We start from the raw sequence: 17,448 nt of genomic DNA, 5'->3' as shown, positions 1-17,448 counted from the left end.
CTGCGTGCCGATCGGAGGTTCACAGATTGCCGCGGGCCGCCTGCTCACGCTCGATGGATTCGAACAGGGCCTGGAAGTTGCCCGCCCCGAACCCGAGCGAACCGTGCCGTTCGATCAGCTCGAAGAAGATGGTCGGCCGGTCGCCGAGCGGTGTGGTGAAGATCTGCAGGAGGTATCCGTCCTCGTCGCGGTCGACGAGGATTCCGCGCTTCTGCAGTTCCTCCACCGGCACCCGCACCGTGCCGATCCGGGCACGCAGCTGCGGGTCCTCGTAATACGCGTCGGGTGTCTTCAGGAATTCGACGCCCTCGGCGCGCAGCGCGTCCACTGTCGCGAGGATGTCTCCGGTCGCGAGGGCCAGATGCTGGCAGCCCGGCCCACCGTAGAAGTCGAGATATTCGTCGATCTGCGACTTCTTCTTTCCCACCGCAGGTTCGTTGAGCGGGAACTTCACCCGGTGATTGCCGTTCGCCACGACCTTCGACATCAGCGCTGAATACTCCGTGGCGATGTCGTCGCCGACGAATTCGGCCATGTTGGTGAACCCCATGACCCGGTTGTAGAACCGTACCCAGTGATCCATCCGGCCCATTTCGACGTTGCCGACGGCGTGGTCGAGCGCCTGGAACAACCGCTCGGGCTTACCCGGTCGCGCCGCGAAACCGCTGGAGCGCGCGACGAATCCAGGCAGATACGGGCCGTCGTACCGGCTGCGGTCGACGATGGTGTGCCGGGTGCTGCCATACGTGGCGATCGCCGCGAGCCGCACGGTACCGAACTGATCCGTGACGTCGCGCGGGTCCTCGAGAATGGTGGCGCCCTGCGAGCGTGCGTGCGCGATGCAGCGGTCGACGTCGAGAACTTCCATGGCCAGGTCCACCACGCCGTCGCCGTGGGCCCGGTGATGGTCCGCGAGCGGGCACTTCGGATCGACGGCGCCGTGCAGCACGAACCGTGCCGACCCGGACTCGAGGACGAACGACTTGTGCGAGCGCTGACCGGTCTCCGGCCCGGCGTAGGCGACGAGGGTCATGCCCCAGGTGGAGACGAAGTACTGCATGCTCTGCGTCGCGTTGCCGCACGCGAATACCACGGCATCCATCGCGACCACGGGAAACGGATCTGACGCGTCGTCGTGTTCGACGAGCCCGACCAACTGCCGGAGCTCGTCGGTCTCCAAATGTGCGGCCACCTCGCGGGGCGTCAGGCGAATGTCGGAGATAGTCATATCCCACTGTGATCCAGCACACATCACTGCGCAACGGCGCCTCTTGACGCTGCTCAATCTGTACAGGATGCTGGATGAAAATACGGTTGGACCCTACATATTGACCAGGGACGCCATGAGCATCGATCGACTCGACGCGGCACTGCTCGACCTGCTCCACGCCGAGCCGAAGGTCGGGGTGCTCGAGGCGTCGAGACGCCTGGGAGTGGCGCGCGGCACCGTCCAGGCGCGACTCGACCGGCTCGAACGCACCGGCGTGATCACCAGTTCGGCACCGACCCTCGACCCGGAGGCCTTGGGGTTTCCGGTGGTCGCGTTCGCCACCCTCGAGATCGCCCAGGGCAACGGGCACGCCGCGGTCGTCGAGCACCTGACCGCCATCCCCGAAGTGCTCGAGGCGCACACGATCACCGGGGCCGGCGACGTCCTGGTCCGCGTGGTGGCGCGTACCCACGCGGACCTGCAGCGGGTGATCAACTCGATCGTCGACGGGCACAACGTATTACGCTCGTCGACCGTCATCGCGACACAAACCCAGATCGCCCTGCGCCACGACCAACTCGTCCGCGCCGCGGCCCCGCCGCCAACCGTCAGCGGTCCTCGGGACTCAACTCGTCCAGCAGGGAACTGAGCACGGAGCAGGCGTCGTCGAACCGGTCGTGGCCGACGATGCCGCCCCAATGGTGCTCGATCTCGGCGACCCGCACCGCGGCGTCCTGCAGCGCCTGCCGTCCCCGCGCGGTCGGGACGACCAGTTTCGCCCGCCGGTCCCGCGTGTCCGGAATCCGCTCGACGTACCCGAGGTCCTCGAGATCGTTGATGAGTTCGGACGCGGCGGACAGACTCAGTTCGGCACGGGAGGCGATCTCCGTCAATCGCCGGCCCTCCCAGCCGATGTTGCCGAAGATCTGTAGATGCGGCGGGCGGATGTCGCCGTAACCGCGTTCCGCCATGGGCTCGCTCAACTCCCGGCGGAACTCGTGCAGCAAACGAACCAGCAGCTGCCCCACCGCCGGCCGATCGGACGGCAGACCTCTTGACCGTTCCATGACACAGGAGAATACTACGGTTACCGAAGTTTCGGTTTCCGAAGCAATACTCGACATCACGCACCTGGGGCATCCCATGGACACACAATCGATCACCCGAACCGTCCCGACGAGCGTCGGGAACCTCGCCGTCCACGTCACCGGCAGCGGGCCGCCGACCGTGCTGTGGCACAGCCTTTTCGTCGACTCGACGACGTGGGCGCCCCTGCGCAGCCATCTGGTCGCGCACCGGCAGTTGATCTCGATCGACGGACCCGGCCACGGGGCCAGCACAGCCGTACAGCGGCGGTTCACGATGGACGAGTGCGCTACGGCGGCAATCGCCGTCCTCGACGCGCTCGACGTCACCGAGCCCGCCGACTGGGTGGGCAACGCCTGGGGTGGACACGTCGGACTCGTCGCGGCCGCCGACACTCCCGACCGGTGCCGCACCGTGGTCACCATCGGGACACCGACCCAGGCCCTCACCCGCAGGGAACGCGCCAGGATCGTGCCGATGGTGTGGGCCTACCGCATCGCCGGACCGATTCCACCGCTCACCACCGCGGTGATGAACGTCCTTCTCGGCAAGGAGCTTTCACGAACGCACCCGCAACAATTCCGGGCCGTCTCCCGCAGCTTCCGGCAGGCTCCGCGACGCGGCATGCACCAGGCGATGCAGTCGATCATGCTGCACCGCAAGGGCCTCGACCCTCTCCTCCCCCGGATCGGGGCGCCGACGCTGATGGTCGTCCCCCGCGCAGACACGATGATCTCCCTCGAGCAGGCACGGGCCGCCGCGGCGACGATGCCGCACGCCGCGGCCACCACGGTGGACGGCGCCGGCCACATCACACCCCTGATCGCCGACCCGGCCGCACTCGCCGACCTGATCACCGCCTTCTGGCGCGACCCCGTGGGATAGCTCGCGATGATCAGCACCTCGGCATGACGAGCGGCCACCCGATCCCGGACCCCGTCGGTCCGGGACAGGAATCGGTGTGGGACTATCCGCGGCCACCCGTGGTCCAGCCGAGCGGCGAGTTGGTGGAGGTGCGGTTCGGCGGGCAACTCGTCGCACGCACGCGCAACCCGCTGCGTCTGCTCGAGACGAGCCACCCGCCGACGTACTACCTGCCGCGCACGTGTTTCGCCGAGGGGGTCTTGCATCCGGTTGCCGGGAGCACGGTGTGCGAGTGGAAGGGGCGGGCGGATTATTTCGACGTCGTCGCGGGCGGACACGTCGCCGAGCGTGCGGCGTGGCACTATCCCCGGCCGGTCGCCGGGTACGAATCTCTCGTCGGGCACGTTGCGGTCATGCCGGGATCGATGGACGGCTGTTTCGTCGACGGCGAGCGGGTTCGGCCCCAGACGGGGGGCTTCTACGGCGGGTGGATCACCGATCGGGTGGTGGGCCCGTTCAAGGGTGTGCCCGGGAGTCGCTTCTGGTGATCGTCCTGGTCAGACGCCTCACCCGCTACCGTGGGACTCGTCCTTCTCCCACGGCGGCAGGTCGTCGACGATCAGGGCAACGATCCACGGCAAGGGAAGGGACGCACCGATGATCGCCACAGCCAACCACGGGTTGCCGGACAGGCCGTAGACCACCGCCGACAGCACGAACGCGAGGATCCTCAACGACGACACGATCACGTACTTGCGCACCCGGACCCGATGCTGTTGCTCGAGTGACACCGATGCCGTGGTGATGCTGACCGGGTGGCGGGCGGTGCCACTCGGCGCGGAGGTCCACCGGAAGGTCGGACCCGTGACGGCGGACCGTAGTGCGCGGGAAAAGTTCACCACACCGGAATACCCCGGACAGTGCAGAGCGCAACACCCATCGCCGGTGCCACGGTCGGCCGGAAGAACGGGATCGCAGATGCGTAGAGCCGCGGCCACGATCCCCATCCGTTCCTCGACCGACATCACGCGCCTCGGAGCGACGGCTACTGTCGAGTCATGGCCACCACAGCTGACCACCTGAGAAGCACACTCGACGGACGCTGGCGGGAGGTACGCGAGCGTGTCAGGGCGGAACTGTCCGGCTCCCCCGACTTCGCACCGCACTACACCCCCGACCTCGACGAGGCCCGCGCCAAGACGCTGGCGCAGTTGCGTCTGCTGGCGAGCAACGGCTACGCCGCCGACGGATTCGCGAAAGACCACGGCGGCACCGGTGACGCCGGAGCCGCAGTCACGAGCATCGAGATGCTCGCGATGTCGGACCTGTCCCTGATGGTCAAGGCCGGCGTGCAGTGGGGACTGTTCGGCGGCGCGATCGAGAACCTCGGCACCGCGCGCCACCACGAGGCGTACGTGAAGCGTCTCGTCGCCCTGGATCTGCTGGGGTGTTTCGCGATGACCGAGACGGGTCACGGCAGCGACGTACAGGCGCTCGAGACCACCGCCACGTACGACGCGGACGCGGGCGAATTCGTCATCCACTCCCCCACGCCGTCCTCACGCAAGGACTACATCGGCGGGGCGGCGCAGCACGCGACGATGGCGGCCGTGTTCGCGCAGTTGATCACGGGCGGCGAGTCGCAGGGCGTGCACTGCTTCGTGGTACCGATCCGGGACGAGGACGGCAACGACCTCCCCGGCGTCCACACGTCGGACTGTGGCTACAAGGGTGGGCTTCCCGGCGTCGACAACGGCCGAATCACGTTCGACCAGGTCCGAATTCCGCGGGAGAACCTACTCAACAAGTACGCGGACGTGGAACCCGACGGCACGTACACCTCGCCGATCGACAACGCGAACCGCCGATTCTTCACGATGGTGGGCACTCTCGTGCGGGGACGGGTCACGGTGGGCGGGTCCGCCGGCGCCGCCGCCCGCGTCGCATTGTCGATCGCCACCCGATATGCGTTGCAGCGCAGGCAGTTCAATGCGCCGCAGGCCGAGGACGAGGTGCTGCTCATGGACTACCTCGTCCACCAGCGCAGGCTGTTCCCGCTGATCGCACGCTCCTACGCGCTCCAGTTCGCCCAGAACGAGCTCGTCGCCAAGATGCACGAGATCCAGAGCAGTGCCGACGCCGACCCCCAGGAACAGCGTGAGCTCGAGGGCCGCGCCGCCGGGCTCAAGGTCGCGAACACCTGGCACGCCACCCGTGCGATCCAGGAAGCCCGTGAAGCGTGTGGCGGCGCCGGGTACATGGCCGAGAACCGTCTCACGGCGCTCAAGGCGGACACGGATGTGTTCACGACGTTCGAGGGCGACAACCACGTCCTGACGCAGCTGGTGGCCAAGGAACTGCTCACGTCCTACGCGGACGAGGTGCGCGGCATGAGCCCCGTCGAATGGATGCGCTTCGCGGCCACCACGGTCTCCGACGTCGTCAAGAAGCGCACCGCCGCGCAGCAGATCATCCAGACGATCCTCGACACGAGGCAGGACAACGAGGAGGACGGCAGCCTCTTCAACCGCGGCACCCAGCTGACGATGTTCGAGGACCGCGAGCAGTACCTGCTCTCGACCGCCGCCCGTCGCCTCCAGGGTGCGCAGAAGCGCGAGGAGAACCCGTTCGACGCCTTCAATTTCGTGCAGGATCACGTGCTGCACGCCGCGCAGGCGCACATCGACCGGGTCGTGCTCGAGGCGTTCGTCGCCGGCATCGACGAATGCGAGGACGACGACGCCCGCGACCTGCTGAGCGATGTCTGCGACCTCTACGCGCTGAGCGTGATCGAGGAGGACAAGGCGTGGTTCATGGAGCACCGGCAGCTGTCGGTGGAGCGGTCGAAGGCGGTGCAGCGGGGAATCAACGAACGTTGCCGGTCGCTGCGGCCGCACGCGCAGACGTTGATCGAGGGACTCGGGGTTCCCGAGGCGCTACTCGGCTCCGCGATGCTCGACGGTCCCGGGACCGACACCGTCCGCAAGACCCAGATCTTCCGGTGACGAGGACGGCTCGGCGGGTTCGCCCGCCGGGCCGGACCGGAACCGGCGTACCGAGTCGATCACCAGCAACCCCGCGACCGTCAGCAGTCCGGCGGCGACGGCGATCCACGACCCCGAATACTCGGTTCCCTCGAAGGAGGGTGCACCCGGCGCCACGGGACCGAACTCCGAGGTGACCTGGGCGTGGTTCCAACACCACACCGCGGCGACGACACCGGCTACGGCGCCGATCCACTCCGCTGCCACCACCACGGTCCGGCGGTTCATTCCGCCGACCCGCCCGCCGACTTCGCGAGCAGCGATTCGAGCTGCGCGCGCAGTGCTACGTCGTCTTTGGCCCACGCCTGCACCAGGGCACCGTCCCGCAGTCGCAGCCCGATGCCCGTCCGCCGGCGGGGAACCGCGGACAGCTCTCCCAGACTCCGGGCGGTTTCCCACGGCTGCTGCTCGTACGACTCCGGGTCGGCCGGGGGCATGATCTTCACGATCTCGGTGATCGGCAGGTCTTCGGTGCCCTGCCGCAGCGACGACGTCGTGAGTTCGACGCTGGCATGCCTGCGCGCGGCCACCACCTGCACGTAGACGAACCCGCTGAGCAGCACCGCGAACAGCGGCAGCGCGAACCAGTGCACCACCGGGCCGGTGAGCAGTTCGATGATCAATGCGATCAGGCAGAACACCGGACCGAACGCCACCATCCGCCAGCGGGCGCCGGGCTCACTGAACAAGACGGCTGGTTCGCTCACACGCTCATCCTGCGACATCGTGGCCCGCGAGGAAAACGTGAGGCACGTCAGGAGAGGGCGCCCGGGATCACGACGAGCAACAGGGTCAGCAGTACGAAGGCCACGATGAGGGCGAACATCAGTGCTTCCTTGCGAGACCCGTGTGCTCGATCGTCAGCGCGCATGGAGAAAAGTCCTTCGGTCGAAATGAAGTCTGCGGTCTGCCCTTGTGACGTACTTCACGGTACATCTTTATATTTCACGAGCAAATCGAAGCTACTCGGCGGAGGGGGGCAACCTCAGGAAGTAGCTGTTGGAATCCTTGCGGTGCATCAGCACGACGGCGCCGACGGCCACCACGGCCTGGAGAATCTGCACGCCGCCCAGAGCGAGCGCGGTGCCGCTCCCGTCGGATCCGATGCCGAAGAGCACCGGGACGGTCCACACCACCATCATCACGCACGCGATGGTGAGCAGCATCCGGGCCCAGTTCCGGCCCTTACGCATGAAACGCACGAACAGGAGGAACAGCCCGGTGAGGATCAGGATGAGGACGACCGTGAATCCGATACCCACGTAGAACAGCGACTCCACGCTGTCGCGGCTCATGTCGACCTCGCCGGAGGTAACGCTGGGGTTGTTCATCAGTTCGTCGACGAACGTCGACTTCTCCCCCACCACCAGAACCATCGCGGCCAGCGCCTGGATCAGACCGAGCCCGGCCACCGCCCACAGCAGCTGCGCCGCGGTGCCCACGTCGACCGGTGCCGGACGTTCCGGCTTCGGCTGCGGCACCGGCGGGGGGTACGGCAAATTGTGCGGAGACGGGCCCTGCTGGTGCGGTGCCTGGTGCGGCGGTGTCGGTGGCCACTGCTGGGTCATGGCACTACCGTATCCGCCGACGAAACGATCACAACCAGCCGGCCGCTTCGGTCGCCCAGTACGTCAGCACGACGTCCGCGCCTGCGCGGCGGATACTGGTCAGCGATTCGAGGATCGCGGCGTCCCGGTCGATCCAGCCGTTCTGTGCGGCGGCCGTGATCATGGAGTACTCGCCCGAGATCTGATACGCCACAACGGGGACGGGCGAACGGTCCGCCGTCTCGCGCAGGACGTCCAGGTAGGACATCGCCGGCTTCACCATCACCATGTCGGCACCCTCGTCGATGTCGAGGTCGACCTCGCGCAGCGATTCCCGGCGATTGGCCGAATCCTGTTGGTAGGTGCGGCGATCACCCTGCAACGACGAACCGACGGCCTCACGGAACGGGCCGTAGAACGCCGATGCGTACTTCGCCGAGTACGCGAGTTGACCGACGTCGGCGTAGCCCGCGTCATCGAGTGCCTTGCGGATGGCGGCGACCTGGCCGTCCATCATTCCGCTCGGACCGAGCAGATGCGCGCCGGCCTCGGCCTGCGCGACCGCCATGTCGACGTACCGCTGCAGTGTGAGGTCGTTGTCCACCGCACCGCTCGCGTCGAGAACACCGCAGTGACCGTGGTCGGTGAACTCGTCCAGGCAGGTGTCCGCCATGACCACCGTCGCATCGCCGACTTCGTCTGCGAGCCAGCGCAATCCGCGGTTCAGGATGCCGTCCGGATCGGATGCACCGGAACCCTCGGCGTCCTTGTCGTCGGGACGCGGCACCCCGAAGAGCATGAGTCCACCGAGTCCCGCCTCGACCGCCTCCCTCGCCGCCCGCCGCAGCGAGTCGGGTGTGTGCTGGAAGACACCGGGCATCGACGAGATCTCACGAGGCTCGTCGATACCGTCCGCGACGAACATCGGCAACACGAGATGCCGTGGCTCGAGCGAAGTCTCGGCGACGAGACGACGCAGGGCCGGTGTCCGGCGAAGCCGTCGCGGTCGGTGGGTCGGGAACAAGGACATGCCCTCCTTCGTCGGGCCCGTGCGCCTTTTTGGTAGTGGGAACAACCAAAAAGGCGCACAGGCGCGTAGCGCCTATCGCCGAGCGCGGGACTTCTTGCGCGGCGGGGGCAGTGCGCCCTCGGCACGCAGGCGCGCGGCGTGCTCGGCGAGAGCCTCCACCAGCGGGCCGACCTGAGCGGTCTCCGGCTGCACGTCCACGCGCAGGCCGAACTCGATGGCCGTCTCGGCGGTCTTCGGACCGATGCAGGCAACGAGGGTGCGCGCGTGCGGCTTTCCGGCGATGCCGACGAGGTTGCGCACCGTCGAGGACGAGGTGAAGCAGACGGCGTCGAACCCACCGGTCTTGATCATCTCGCGGGTCTCGGCCGGCGGCGGCGCAGCCCGGACGGTGCGGTAGGCGGTGACGTCGTCGATTTCCCAGCCACGTTCGCGCAGGCCCTCGGCCAGCGTCTCGGTGGCGATGTCGGCGCGGGGCAGCAGAACCCGGTTGACCGGGTCGAACACGTCGTCGTACGGGGCGAATTCGGCCAGCAGGCCTTCGCTCGACTGCTCGCCGGAGGGCACGAGTTCGGGGTTGATTCCGAACGAGCGCACCTTGGCGGCCGTGGCCTCACCGATGCAGGCGATCTTGACGCCGGAGAACGCGCGGGCGTCGAGCCCGAACTCCTCGAACTTCTCCCACACCGCACGCACCGCGTTGGTGGACGTGAAGACCACCCACTGGTACCGGCCGTCGACGAGGCCCTTCACGGACCGTTCCATCTGCGCCGGGCTGCGGGGCGGCTCGACGGCGATGGTGGGCACCTCGATCGGAATGGCGCCGTGCGTGACGAGGCGGTCGCTCATTTCGCCTGCCTGATCCTTGGTGCGCGGCACCAGGACCTTCCAGCCGTACAGTGCGCGCGACTCCCACCAGGACATCTTGTTGCGCTGGGCGACGACCTTGCCGACCGTCACGACCAGCGAACCGACCAGTTCGGAACCGGCCTCGTTCAGCGTCGCGAGGGTTGCCTCCACGGTGCGCTGCTGGCGGGTGGTGCCGCGGACCGTGATGGCGGCCGGGGTCTGCGGAGCCAGGCCGTGCTCGACGAGGGCGCTCGCCGTCTCGGCGAGATGACCCGACGTGGCATGCAGGACCAGCGGTCCGGGTGCGGCGGCCAGGGCAGCCCAGTCGACCTCGCCGCGGACGTCGGCCTCGGTGTGTCCCGACCCCAGTGCCATACCGGCGTAGGACGGGACGGCGGACGCGGACGGCAGGCCCGGCAGGACCTCGAACTGCACCTGGGTGCGGGCGACGGCGGTGACCTCGGCGATCACGGAGTCAGTGGTCAGCGGGTCGCCGGACACCAGCCGCACGACGTCGTGGCCGTTCTTCGCCTCGTGGACGAGGGTCTTCGCGACCTCCGCCGGCTCACCCAGTGCGGGACGGACCTCCGCGAGCGGCTCACCGGTCTCGGCGTCGACGCCCAGGTCGGTGCCCACCAGGACCGTGACGCCCTTGTCGACGTCGGGGTCGGTGAAGGCGAGGATCGCTGCGGCAAGGACGTCCCGTGCGTGCACGGTGAGCAGTGCCGGATCGCCCGGTCCGGATCCCACGAACAGGATTCGTCCGGGGGTGTTCTTACGGACTCGGCTCATCGGTAATTCTCCAGTGCGATCATGTGTCGAGATGGGTACAGGAAGCGGATCGGCCGATCAGTCGGCCTTCGCACATCAAACATCGGCATCACCGGCCTCGGTGACATTCATCAGCTCCCGCGCACCGAGCTCGAGAAGCTCACGCGCGACGGAGCGGCCGAGTTCTTCGGCGTTCTCCGGGGAGCCCACGGCCCCCGTGCGTATGACGTCGGAACCGTCGATGGCTGCGGCGCAGCCCCGGACGGACAGTTCGTCGAAGATGTGGCCGTCGTCGTCGAGTGATTCGACGACCTCGGCGATGGCGCCGACGGGCGCGGTGCAGCCGGCCTCGAGCTCCGCGAGCAGTGCGCGTTCCGCCGTGACGGCGGCGCGGCTGTTCGGGTCGTCGAGCTCCGACAGGATCGCGACGAGCGCTGTGTTCGCCGACAGGCATTCGACGGCGAGCGCGCCCTGCGCGGGTGCGGGCAGCATCTGGACCGGTTCGATGGACTCGGTGATCAGGTCCAGTCGTCCGATCCGCGCCAGGCCCGCTCGGGCGAGGACGACGGCGTCGAGTTCGCCGGACTCGACCTTGCCGAGGCGCCGCTGCAGGTTGCCGCGCAGCGGGCGGATGTCGAGGCCGAGGCCCAGCGCCCGGAGCTGCGACGTGCGCCGCGGTGCGGACGTGCCGACCTTCGAACCGGCGGGCAGTTCACCGAGTACCAGTCCGTCGCGGGCCACGAGCGCGTCGCGGGGATCCTCGCGCGGCGGGATGGCGGCAATGGTGAACCGTTCGTCGGGGGCGGTCGGCAGGTCCTTGTAGGAGTGGACGGCCACGTCGACGCGTCCGTCGGCGAGCGCTTCCCGGAGTTCGGCGGTGAAGACGCCGACTCCGATCTTCTCCACCGATTCCATGGACTGGTCGCCCTTGGTCTTGATGATGACGAGTTCGGCGTCGTGCCCGGCCGAGATCAGTGCGTCACGCACGGTTCCGGCCTGGGTGGTCGCGAGCTCACTCCCACGGGTTCCGATCCGCAGCGTACGGGTGCCGACGGCGCTCATGCCTGCGATTCCTTCCCATGGTTGTCGTCTGTGACGAAGCGGCGCAGGCGCGGGTCCTGGCCGGCGATGAAGCCATCCGTGATGTCGATGGCGCTCAGGTCGGTGGCGCCGCCGAGGTCGGTGGGCTTGGCGACGGCCTCGACGGACCCGGGGCTGAGTTCGAACAGCTCACGCAGGGCGGCGGCGTAGGAGTCGCCACCGGGTGCGGAGGCGAGCTGCTTCACCCTGACCGTGGGAGCGTGGAGGAGTTTGTCGACCACTCGCCGCACGGTGCGTGCGACCTCGTCGCGCTCGGGGTCGTCGAGTCCGGGCAGACGCGAATCCAGTCGCATCAGTTCCGCCTCGACCACGTCCGCGGCGCGCTGGCGCAGGGCGGTGACGGTCGGCGTGACCTCCGCCAGCCGCTGGCCGGCGAGGTAGTTGGCGAGTTCGGCAGCGACGATCGTCCGGGCGGCGTCGGCGTCGGATGCGGCGGCGCCTGCGGCGGGATCGCGCTGCAGCGATTCCATGTCGAGGACGGTGACCCCGGGCAGGCCCGACACGGCGGGCTCCACGTCGCGGGGCAGTCCGAGGTCGCAGATGACGAGGGGGCGTTCGGCGTCGCGGCCGGGCTGTGCCAGCGCCCGGTGGGTGTCCGCGAGCGTGACGACGGCGCCGACCGCGCCGGTACAGGTCACGAGGACGTCCGCCTGGGCCATCGCGGCCGGGAGTTCACTCAGCTCGAGGGCATCCGCCTCCACACCGTTGGACCGGGCGGTGTCGGCGAGGTGCTCCGCACGCTCCTTGGTGCGATTCACGACGACGATGCGGCCGATCCCGGCACGCGTGAGGTGCGCGACCGACAGGCCACCCATGGATCCGGCGCCGACCACGACGGCGGTGCGTCCGGCCAGTCCGCCGTCGCCGACGATGCCGGCAGCCCGGTCGAGGGCCACGGACACGACGGACGCGCCCGCCGAGTCGATGCCCGTCTCCGAGTGCACCCGCTTGCCGACGCGCAGCGCCTGCTGCGCGAGTTCGTGCAGCGTGCGGCCCGCGGCCTGCTGGGCGTCGGACGACGCGTAGGCGGTCCTGATCTGCCCCAGGATCTGCTGCTCGCCGATCACCATCGAGTCGAGGCCGCTGGCCACGGCGAACAGGTGCTCCGCCGCCGCCTCGCTGTAGCGGACGTACGCGTGCCGGTGCAGATCGGTGAGATCCAGTCCGGAGTGGTCGGCAAGCAATTCGCCGACCTCGGACAGCGCACCGTGGAACGCATCGACGACGGCGTAGATCTCCACCCGGTTGCAGGTGGAGACGATCATCGCCTCCGAGATGTGCGACGACGCCAGAAGCTTGTCCGTCAGCTTCGGGCGATCGGTGTCGGTGACAGCTACCCGCTCGAGAACCGGCACCGGGGCCGTCCTGTGCGAGACCCCGACAAGCAGAACACTCACGGCGCGATCACTGATCCGTTTCTTGGTGCGGTGGACGGGACAGCCGAATGTCCGATGCGGACGCGGGGAGCGGTGGGGACCGATTCCGTGTTGCGTGCGCTGTTGAACGAGAGGACCTGCATTTCGACCGCGAGGTCGACGCGGCGCATCTCGACGTGATCGGGGACGTCGAGCGAAGTCGGGGAGAAGCTGAGGATGCAGCGCAGTCCGGCGCGCACCAGACGGTCGGCGACTTCCTGCGCCGCCTCGTCGGGCGTCGAGATGACACCGATGGTGGCCTCGAGTTCGGCGCAGGCCTGTTCGAGTTCGTCGACGTGCCGCACGGTGAGGTCGCCCACCGGCGCACCGACCCGCGCCGGGTCGCTGTCGAACAGTCCGACCATGGAGAACCCGCGACGGCCGAAGCCGCCGTAGCCGGCGAGCGCCTGGCCGAGGTTTCCGACGCCGACGAGCACCACCTTGTGTCCGCGGTCCAGGCCGAGTGCTCGCTCGATGCGGGCCCGCAGGCGCGTCACGTCGTAGCCGACGCCGCGCACACCGTTCGGCCCCAGGAAGGAAAGGTCCTTGCGGAGCTTCGCGGAACCGACACCGGAAGCGGCGGCGAGTTCTTCGCTCGAGACGATGATCGTGCCGCGTTCCGTCAGCACTCCGAGGACCCGCAGGTACGTCGCGAGGCGCGTCACCGTAGCCTGGGGGATGTCCCGCGATTCGGGGAGCGGAGCCGCGCCGGCGACCGAGGGGGCCGGAGACCCGACCACAGACTGCCCGACCGCCCCCGTGACGCCAGGGGCCACAGACCCATGCGTCTGGTGCGTTTCGGTCACGTCGTTGGCTCCTCGTCCGACCGGCATTCGATGCCGTTCTTCACGATGCTCCGGGGAATTGTTCACACCACGGTAACTGCTTGTGAACCCATGCACAAAGTCGCTGCGACTGCGCGACATGCGGTCCTACCTGCACGGCATCGGAAGATCCCACTTTTAGGGTTCCCTTACTTGCGTAAATCCGAGCGAAGGCGCTCTTCGTCGACCTCCCAGTAACTGTGCTCACGTCCGTCGAGCAATACCACCGGCAATCGGTCGCCGAATTCGGCCCGCAATTCGGGGTCCGTGGCCGCCGCCTCGTCGACGTCTATGCACGTCAGTTCCAGCCCGAACTCCTCGCACACCACCAGCAGCCGCTCGCGGGCCGGCGCGCACGCACCGCACCCCGCCCTCGTGAGAAGCGTCACCTCGTGTCCGTTCGTGCTCATGCCTCGCCACTTCCTTTCGACGCGTCCGGTGGAGTCACTGTGCCGTTTCGGGGTCCACAGACGCCAATCGACTCGGAGATGAACGTCACACAGTCCCCCCTGCACGGCCATCCACCCGCCCCGTCCCCGATTCGGGGGATAGGCTGCTCCCAGAGGCTTCTGCGATACGGGAGGTGCGAGTGCCTGCGCGATCACTACCGAACGGCACGGGTTTCGGTTCGGGTCTGGCGGGGATCATCCTCCCGGGCCGACGCCAGTTCAGGAATCCGCTGGGACCCAGCGAAGCCGAGGTACGTGCCAACGTCGCAGGTGAGGCGAGTGCCGATGCAGCCCTCGCACTTCACGTCGCGTCCGGCGAGGATACCGAGGTGGTGGAACACCACGTTCCCCTCGACCTCACGGCGGCCGCGTTCTTCGACGTCGACAACACGATGGTCCAGGGCGCCTCGATCATCCACTTCGCCCGCGGACTCGCGGCCCGCAAGTACCTGAAGACGTCCGACCTCGTCGACTTCGCGTGGAAGCAGATCAAGTTCCGCATCACCGGCAAGGAGAGCAGCGACGACGTCGCCTCCGGCCGGGAGAAGGCCCTCTCCTTCGTCTCCGGACGGTCGACGGCCGAGCTCGCCCGGCTCGGTGAGGAGATCTACGACGAGGTGATCGCCGACAAGATCTGGCCCGGCACCCGGGCACTGGCGCAGATGCACCTCGACGCCGGTCAGCAGGTGTGGCTCGTCACCGCGACCCCGGTGGAGCTGGCCCAGGTCATCGCGAAACGCCTCGGCCTCACTGGTGCCCTCGGCACGGTGGCCGAGAGCGAGGACGGGATGTTCACGGGGCGTCTGGTCGGCGACATCCTGCACGGCCTCGGCAAGGCGCACGCCGTGCGCGCCCTGGCCGTCCGCGAGGGGCTCAACCTCAAGCGCTGCACCGCGTACTCGGACAGTCACAACGACGTACCGATGCTGTCGCTCGTCGGCACGGCCGTCGCGATCAACCCCGACACCGATCTGCGCGAGCTCGCCAAGAACCGGGGCTGGGAGATCCGCGACTTCCGGACCGGACGCAAGGCCGCCAAGATCGGCGTCCCCACGGCGCTGCTCCTCGGTGCTGCCGGCGGCGCACTCGCCGCGATCGTCGCGCGCCGCCGCGAACAGGCGGCCTGAGCCGCCGGTTCAACGATTCAGCCGAGGAACACGTTGCGGCGCTTCGCGAGGAGCCGGTAGAGCGTCTGCTGGATGGTCTCCCGGACGTGGTCGGTGACCTCGAAAAGTTCCATCGGATCGTCGGCCGCCGCCGCGTCGTAGGTGTCGGTGACGATCGGCTTGCCGAACTCGATGTACCACTTCGACGGCAGCGGAACGAGGCCGAGCGGTCCGAAGTGCGGGAACAGCGGGGTCACCGGGAAGTACGGCATCCCCAGCAGCCGGGCGAGCGTCCCCAGTTCGCCGATCTTCGGGTAGATCTCCTCGGACCCGACGATCGAGCACGGAATGATGGGCGCACCGGTCCGCATGGCGGCGGACACGAAACCGCCGCGGCCGAACCGCTGCAGCTTGTAGCGTTCGCTGAACGGTTTGCCGATGCCCTTGAAACCTTCGGGGAACACGGCCGCGACCTCCCCGTCCTGCAGGAGGCGCACGGCGTCCGGGTGGCACGCGAGGGTGTGCCCGGCCTTGCGGGCGACACCGCCGACCAGAGGCATCTCGAAGGCCAGATCGGCGGCCAGCATCCGCAGCGGGCGATGCGCGGGGTGATGGTCGTGGACGGCAACGGACGTCATCAGACCGTCGATGGGCAGGACACCGGCATGGTTGGCGACCACCAGCGCGCCACCGGTCGACGGGATGTTCTCCAGACCGCTGACCTCGACGCGGAACCACTTGTCGAACAGCGGCCGCAGGATCGGGAGCCACACGTTCTCGGCGAAGTGCGGGTCGTAGCCGAAGTCGTCGACGTGATAGTCACCCGACAGCCGGCGGCGCACGAACTCGGCGGTGTTGACGATCTGCTCGGCCAGGGCGTTGCGGACGGCGTCGACGGCCGAAGACTCGGTGACGGGCTCGGGTGGGGTGATCACGGCGGGTGGAGGCATCGCGGACGGATGTCGGCTCTCGCTCTGCTCACGCCTCGAACGTCCGATAGCGGCCCCGCGCGCGGCTGTCGCACCGTGCAACGGAATGACCTTCGCCACTTCGTTCACCTCTCCCCTTTCGCCGTGCCGGTAAGAGCGAGTAGTGCGTTTTCTGCTGCGTCGACCCATTCGTTCTTGATGATCGGCTTGACGCCTGCCGCGCGAGCGAAGTCGTCGAGCGCCTGCATCGAGGTCCACCGTGGCTCGAAGGATAGTTCGCTTCGCATGCGGGTGGTGTCGAGTCCGCAACCGAAGTGGAAGTACTCGAGTTGCTCGGTGGTGTACGACCGCATCACCGGACCCATCAGCGCACGTCCGACGTTGCGGAACAACCCGAACGGCATCGGGACCTCGATCCGCCCGGCGCGACGGATGGCCTGGGACATCATGACCACGCCGTCGCCGGCGACGTTGAACGTGCCCGCCGGACCCGACACCGTGGCCCGTTCCAGTGCGGCGAGCGCGTCCTCCTCGTGCAGCACCTGCAGGCGTGCGTCGCGTCCGAGAATGGTCGGCACCACCGGTGAGGTGAGGTACTGCGCGACGGTCGCGTTGAGGCGGGGCCCGACCAGCGGTGCGAGGCGGAGAATCGACACGGCGATGTCGGGGCGCCTGCGCCCCATTCCGCGCAGATATCCTTCGATCTCGATGCAGTCCCGTGCGTAGGCGCCCGCGGGACGCCGCCGGGCACTCATCTCCTCGGTGAACTTGGCCGGGTCCTTGGCGCTGCAGCCGTACACCACGGAGGCCGAGCGCAGCACGACCTTCCGGACCGTCGGCGCCTTCTGGCAGACGGCGAACAACTGCATCGCGCCGATGACGTTCATGTCCTTCATGGCCGCGCGACTGCCCGACTTCGGCGGGCGCGCCAGCGTCGACGCGTGCACGACAGTGTCGACCTCGGCGTTGCGAATGACCTTGCCGATCAAGGGATTCCGGATGTCGGCGCGCACGAACTCGGCGCGGCCCATGCGGCGCAGCATGTCCTTGCTCGGCGACACCGCGTCCACCGCGATGACCCGCTCGATGTCCGGATTCTGAGCGAGCCGGGTGACCAGGTACCCACCCAGAAACCTGCTTGCCCCGGTGACCAGCACGACGCGCGGCACCGCCGTTCGCGTAGTACAGTCTCCGTCACTCACAACCACTAGGACCCCCGATCACGT

The 17,448-nt window shown here is 68.2% G+C and carries 19 protein-coding genes; 5 read left to right on the top strand and 14 right to left on the bottom strand.

The features are described from left to right. Positions 1–19: 19 nt before the first annotated feature. A complete protein-coding gene (gene hppD, locus QM806_RS15285; protein WP_054247691.1) occupies positions 20–1,228 on the bottom strand; it encodes a 4-hydroxyphenylpyruvate dioxygenase in 1,209 nt (402 codons plus the stop codon). A gap of 115 nt (positions 1,229–1,343) precedes the next feature. Here hppD and QM806_RS15280 point away from each other — a divergent pair, with 115 nt between their 5' ends. After that, positions 1,344–1,859 (top strand): Lrp/AsnC family transcriptional regulator, encoded by a 516-nt coding sequence (locus QM806_RS15280; protein ID WP_007300753.1) that lies wholly within the window; start codon positions 1,344–1,346, stop codon positions 1,857–1,859. Here the strand turns inward: QM806_RS15280 and QM806_RS15275 are convergent. Next, the gene (locus QM806_RS15275) at positions 1,819–2,277 is read right to left on the bottom strand and encodes a MarR family winged helix-turn-helix transcriptional regulator (protein WP_206031912.1); all 459 of its coding nucleotides are present in this window, start codon (positions 2,275–2,277) and stop codon (positions 1,819–1,821) included. The genes QM806_RS15280 and QM806_RS15275 overlap by 41 nt on opposite strands. Before the next feature lie 76 nt (positions 2,278–2,353). Between QM806_RS15275 and QM806_RS15270 the strand changes: the two genes are divergently transcribed. Together QM806_RS15270 and QM806_RS15265 are read left to right on the top strand one after the other, a co-directional pair. Then, complete coding sequence (locus QM806_RS15270; protein WP_210461171.1) at positions 2,354–3,181, top strand: alpha/beta fold hydrolase; 828 nt, start codon at positions 2,354–2,356, stop codon at positions 3,179–3,181. A gap of 23 nt (positions 3,182–3,204) precedes the next feature. Next, entirely contained in the window at positions 3,205–3,708 is a 504-nt protein-coding gene (locus QM806_RS15265) for a DUF427 domain-containing protein (RefSeq protein WP_005566486.1), read from the top strand. Positions 3,709–3,726: 18 nt separating this feature from the next. Here QM806_RS15265 and QM806_RS15260 read toward each other — a convergent pair whose 3' ends face one another. Further along, positions 3,727–4,185, bottom strand: coding sequence for a DUF3099 domain-containing protein (locus tag QM806_RS15260; RefSeq protein ID WP_283291919.1), 459 nt, complete (start codon positions 4,183–4,185; stop codon positions 3,727–3,729). Positions 4,186–4,218: 33 nt separating this feature from the next. On the opposite strand from QM806_RS15260, the gene QM806_RS15255 reads away from it, so the two are divergent. Continuing rightward, positions 4,219–6,165, top strand: coding sequence for an acyl-CoA dehydrogenase family protein (locus QM806_RS15255; protein ID WP_005566484.1), 1,947 nt, complete (start codon positions 4,219–4,221; stop codon positions 6,163–6,165). Here QM806_RS15255 and QM806_RS15250 read toward each other — a convergent pair. The 9 genes from QM806_RS15250 to QM806_RS15210 form a co-directional block, all read right to left on the bottom strand. Then, on the bottom strand, positions 6,097–6,432 hold the full coding sequence (locus QM806_RS15250; RefSeq protein ID WP_005258361.1) for a hypothetical protein: 336 nt from the start codon (positions 6,430–6,432) through the stop codon (positions 6,097–6,099). The two genes, QM806_RS15255 and QM806_RS15250, sit on opposite strands and share 69 nt — an antisense overlap. Then, complete coding sequence (gene mce1N, locus QM806_RS15245) at positions 6,429–6,911, bottom strand: transport-regulating membrane protein Mce1N (protein ID WP_054247687.1); 483 nt, start codon at positions 6,909–6,911, stop codon at positions 6,429–6,431. Before mce1N ends, QM806_RS15250 begins: the two co-directional genes overlap by 4 nt. A gap of 255 nt (positions 6,912–7,166) precedes the next feature. Then, positions 7,167–7,772 carry a hypothetical protein gene (locus QM806_RS15240; RefSeq protein WP_039952859.1) on the bottom strand — a complete coding sequence of 202 codons (606 nt, stop codon included), beginning with the start codon at positions 7,770–7,772 and terminating at the stop codon, positions 7,167–7,169. 28 nt (positions 7,773–7,800) lie between these two features. Next, positions 7,801–8,775 carry a porphobilinogen synthase gene (hemB, locus tag QM806_RS15235; protein ID WP_283291957.1) on the bottom strand — a complete coding sequence of 325 codons (975 nt, stop codon included), beginning with the start codon at positions 8,773–8,775 and terminating at the stop codon, positions 7,801–7,803. Between the two features lie 78 nt (positions 8,776–8,853). After that, positions 8,854–10,419 carry a bifunctional uroporphyrinogen-III C-methyltransferase/uroporphyrinogen-III synthase gene (locus QM806_RS15230; RefSeq protein ID WP_283291916.1) on the bottom strand — a complete coding sequence of 522 codons (1,566 nt, stop codon included), beginning with the start codon at positions 10,417–10,419 and terminating at the stop codon, positions 8,854–8,856. 75 nt (positions 10,420–10,494) lie between these two features. Continuing rightward, the gene (gene hemC, locus QM806_RS15225; RefSeq protein WP_005258378.1) at positions 10,495–11,460 is read right to left on the bottom strand and encodes a hydroxymethylbilane synthase; all 966 of its coding nucleotides are present in this window, start codon (positions 11,458–11,460) and stop codon (positions 10,495–10,497) included. Further along, positions 11,457–12,896, bottom strand: coding sequence for a glutamyl-tRNA reductase (locus QM806_RS15220; RefSeq protein ID WP_037204261.1), 1,440 nt, complete (start codon positions 12,894–12,896; stop codon positions 11,457–11,459). The genes hemC and QM806_RS15220 overlap by 4 nt, the downstream gene beginning before the upstream one ends. Next, on the bottom strand, positions 12,893–13,747 hold the full coding sequence (locus tag QM806_RS15215; protein WP_007300746.1) for a redox-sensing transcriptional repressor Rex: 855 nt from the start codon (positions 13,745–13,747) through the stop codon (positions 12,893–12,895). The genes QM806_RS15220 and QM806_RS15215 overlap by 4 nt, the downstream gene beginning before the upstream one ends. A 140-nt stretch (positions 13,748–13,887) precedes the next feature. Next, positions 13,888–14,148: a glutaredoxin family protein gene (locus tag QM806_RS15210; RefSeq protein ID WP_005560387.1), complete on the bottom strand. Its 261-nt coding sequence runs from the start codon at positions 14,146–14,148 to the stop codon at positions 13,888–13,890. A gap of 179 nt (positions 14,149–14,327) precedes the next feature. Between QM806_RS15210 and QM806_RS15205 the strand changes: the two genes are divergently transcribed. After that, positions 14,328–15,314, top strand: a complete 987-nt coding sequence (locus QM806_RS15205; RefSeq protein WP_169692670.1) for an HAD family hydrolase — start codon at positions 14,328–14,330, stop codon at positions 15,312–15,314. A gap of 17 nt (positions 15,315–15,331) precedes the next feature. On the opposite strand, the gene QM806_RS15200 is transcribed toward QM806_RS15205, so the two are convergent. Both QM806_RS15200 and QM806_RS15195 read right to left on the bottom strand, forming a co-directional pair. Continuing rightward, on the bottom strand, positions 15,332–16,351 hold the full coding sequence (locus QM806_RS15200; protein ID WP_005251979.1) for a lysophospholipid acyltransferase family protein: 1,020 nt from the start codon (positions 16,349–16,351) through the stop codon (positions 15,332–15,334). After that, a complete protein-coding gene (locus QM806_RS15195) occupies positions 16,348–17,391 on the bottom strand; it encodes an NAD-dependent epimerase/dehydratase family protein (protein WP_005258383.1) in 1,044 nt (347 codons plus the stop codon). The genes QM806_RS15200 and QM806_RS15195 overlap by 4 nt, the downstream gene beginning before the upstream one ends. Positions 17,392–17,448: the final 57 nt, after the last annotated feature.

The organism is Rhodococcus sp. IEGM 1351 (assembly GCF_030056875.1).
Lineage (GTDB): Bacteria > Actinomycetota > Actinomycetes > Mycobacteriales > Mycobacteriaceae > Rhodococcus_F > Rhodococcus_F opacus.
This window is presented reverse-complemented; position numbering and strand designations above follow the sequence as displayed.

What these genes read in the sequence shown, in the direction of transcription:
- hemC (WP_005258378.1), bottom strand. Translation starts at nt 11,460, where the DNA reads ATGAGCGCCGTCGGCACCCGTACGCTGCGGATCGGAACCCGTGGGAGT.
- QM806_RS15250 (WP_005258361.1), bottom strand. Translation starts at nt 6,432, where the DNA reads ATGAACCGCCGGACCGTGGTGGTGGCAGCGGAGTGGATCGGCGCCGTA.
- QM806_RS15240 (WP_039952859.1), bottom strand. Translation starts at nt 7,772, where the DNA reads ATGACCCAGCAGTGGCCACCGACACCGCCGCACCAGGCACCGCACCAG.
- QM806_RS15210 (WP_005560387.1), bottom strand. Translation starts at nt 14,148, where the DNA reads ATGAGCACGAACGGACACGAGGTGACGCTTCTCACGAGGGCGGGGTGC.
- QM806_RS15270 (WP_210461171.1), top strand. Translation starts at nt 2,354, where the DNA reads ATGGACACACAATCGATCACCCGAACCGTCCCGACGAGCGTCGGGAAC.
- QM806_RS15265 (WP_005566486.1), top strand. Translation starts at nt 3,205, where the DNA reads ATGACGAGCGGCCACCCGATCCCGGACCCCGTCGGTCCGGGACAGGAA.
- QM806_RS15275 (WP_206031912.1), bottom strand. Translation starts at nt 2,277, where the DNA reads ATGGAACGGTCAAGAGGTCTGCCGTCCGATCGGCCGGCGGTGGGGCAG.
- hppD (WP_054247691.1), bottom strand. Translation starts at nt 1,228, where the DNA reads ATGACTATCTCCGACATTCGCCTGACGCCCCGCGAGGTGGCCGCACAT.
- QM806_RS15255 (WP_005566484.1), top strand. Translation starts at nt 4,219, where the DNA reads ATGGCCACCACAGCTGACCACCTGAGAAGCACACTCGACGGACGCTGG.
- QM806_RS15260 (WP_283291919.1), bottom strand. Translation starts at nt 4,185, where the DNA reads ATGTCGGTCGAGGAACGGATGGGGATCGTGGCCGCGGCTCTACGCATC.
- QM806_RS15230 (WP_283291916.1), bottom strand. Translation starts at nt 10,419, where the DNA reads ATGAGCCGAGTCCGTAAGAACACCCCCGGACGAATCCTGTTCGTGGGA.
- QM806_RS15280 (WP_007300753.1), top strand. Translation starts at nt 1,344, where the DNA reads ATGAGCATCGATCGACTCGACGCGGCACTGCTCGACCTGCTCCACGCC.
- QM806_RS15215 (WP_007300746.1), bottom strand. Translation starts at nt 13,747, where the DNA reads ATGCCGGTCGGACGAGGAGCCAACGACGTGACCGAAACGCACCAGACG.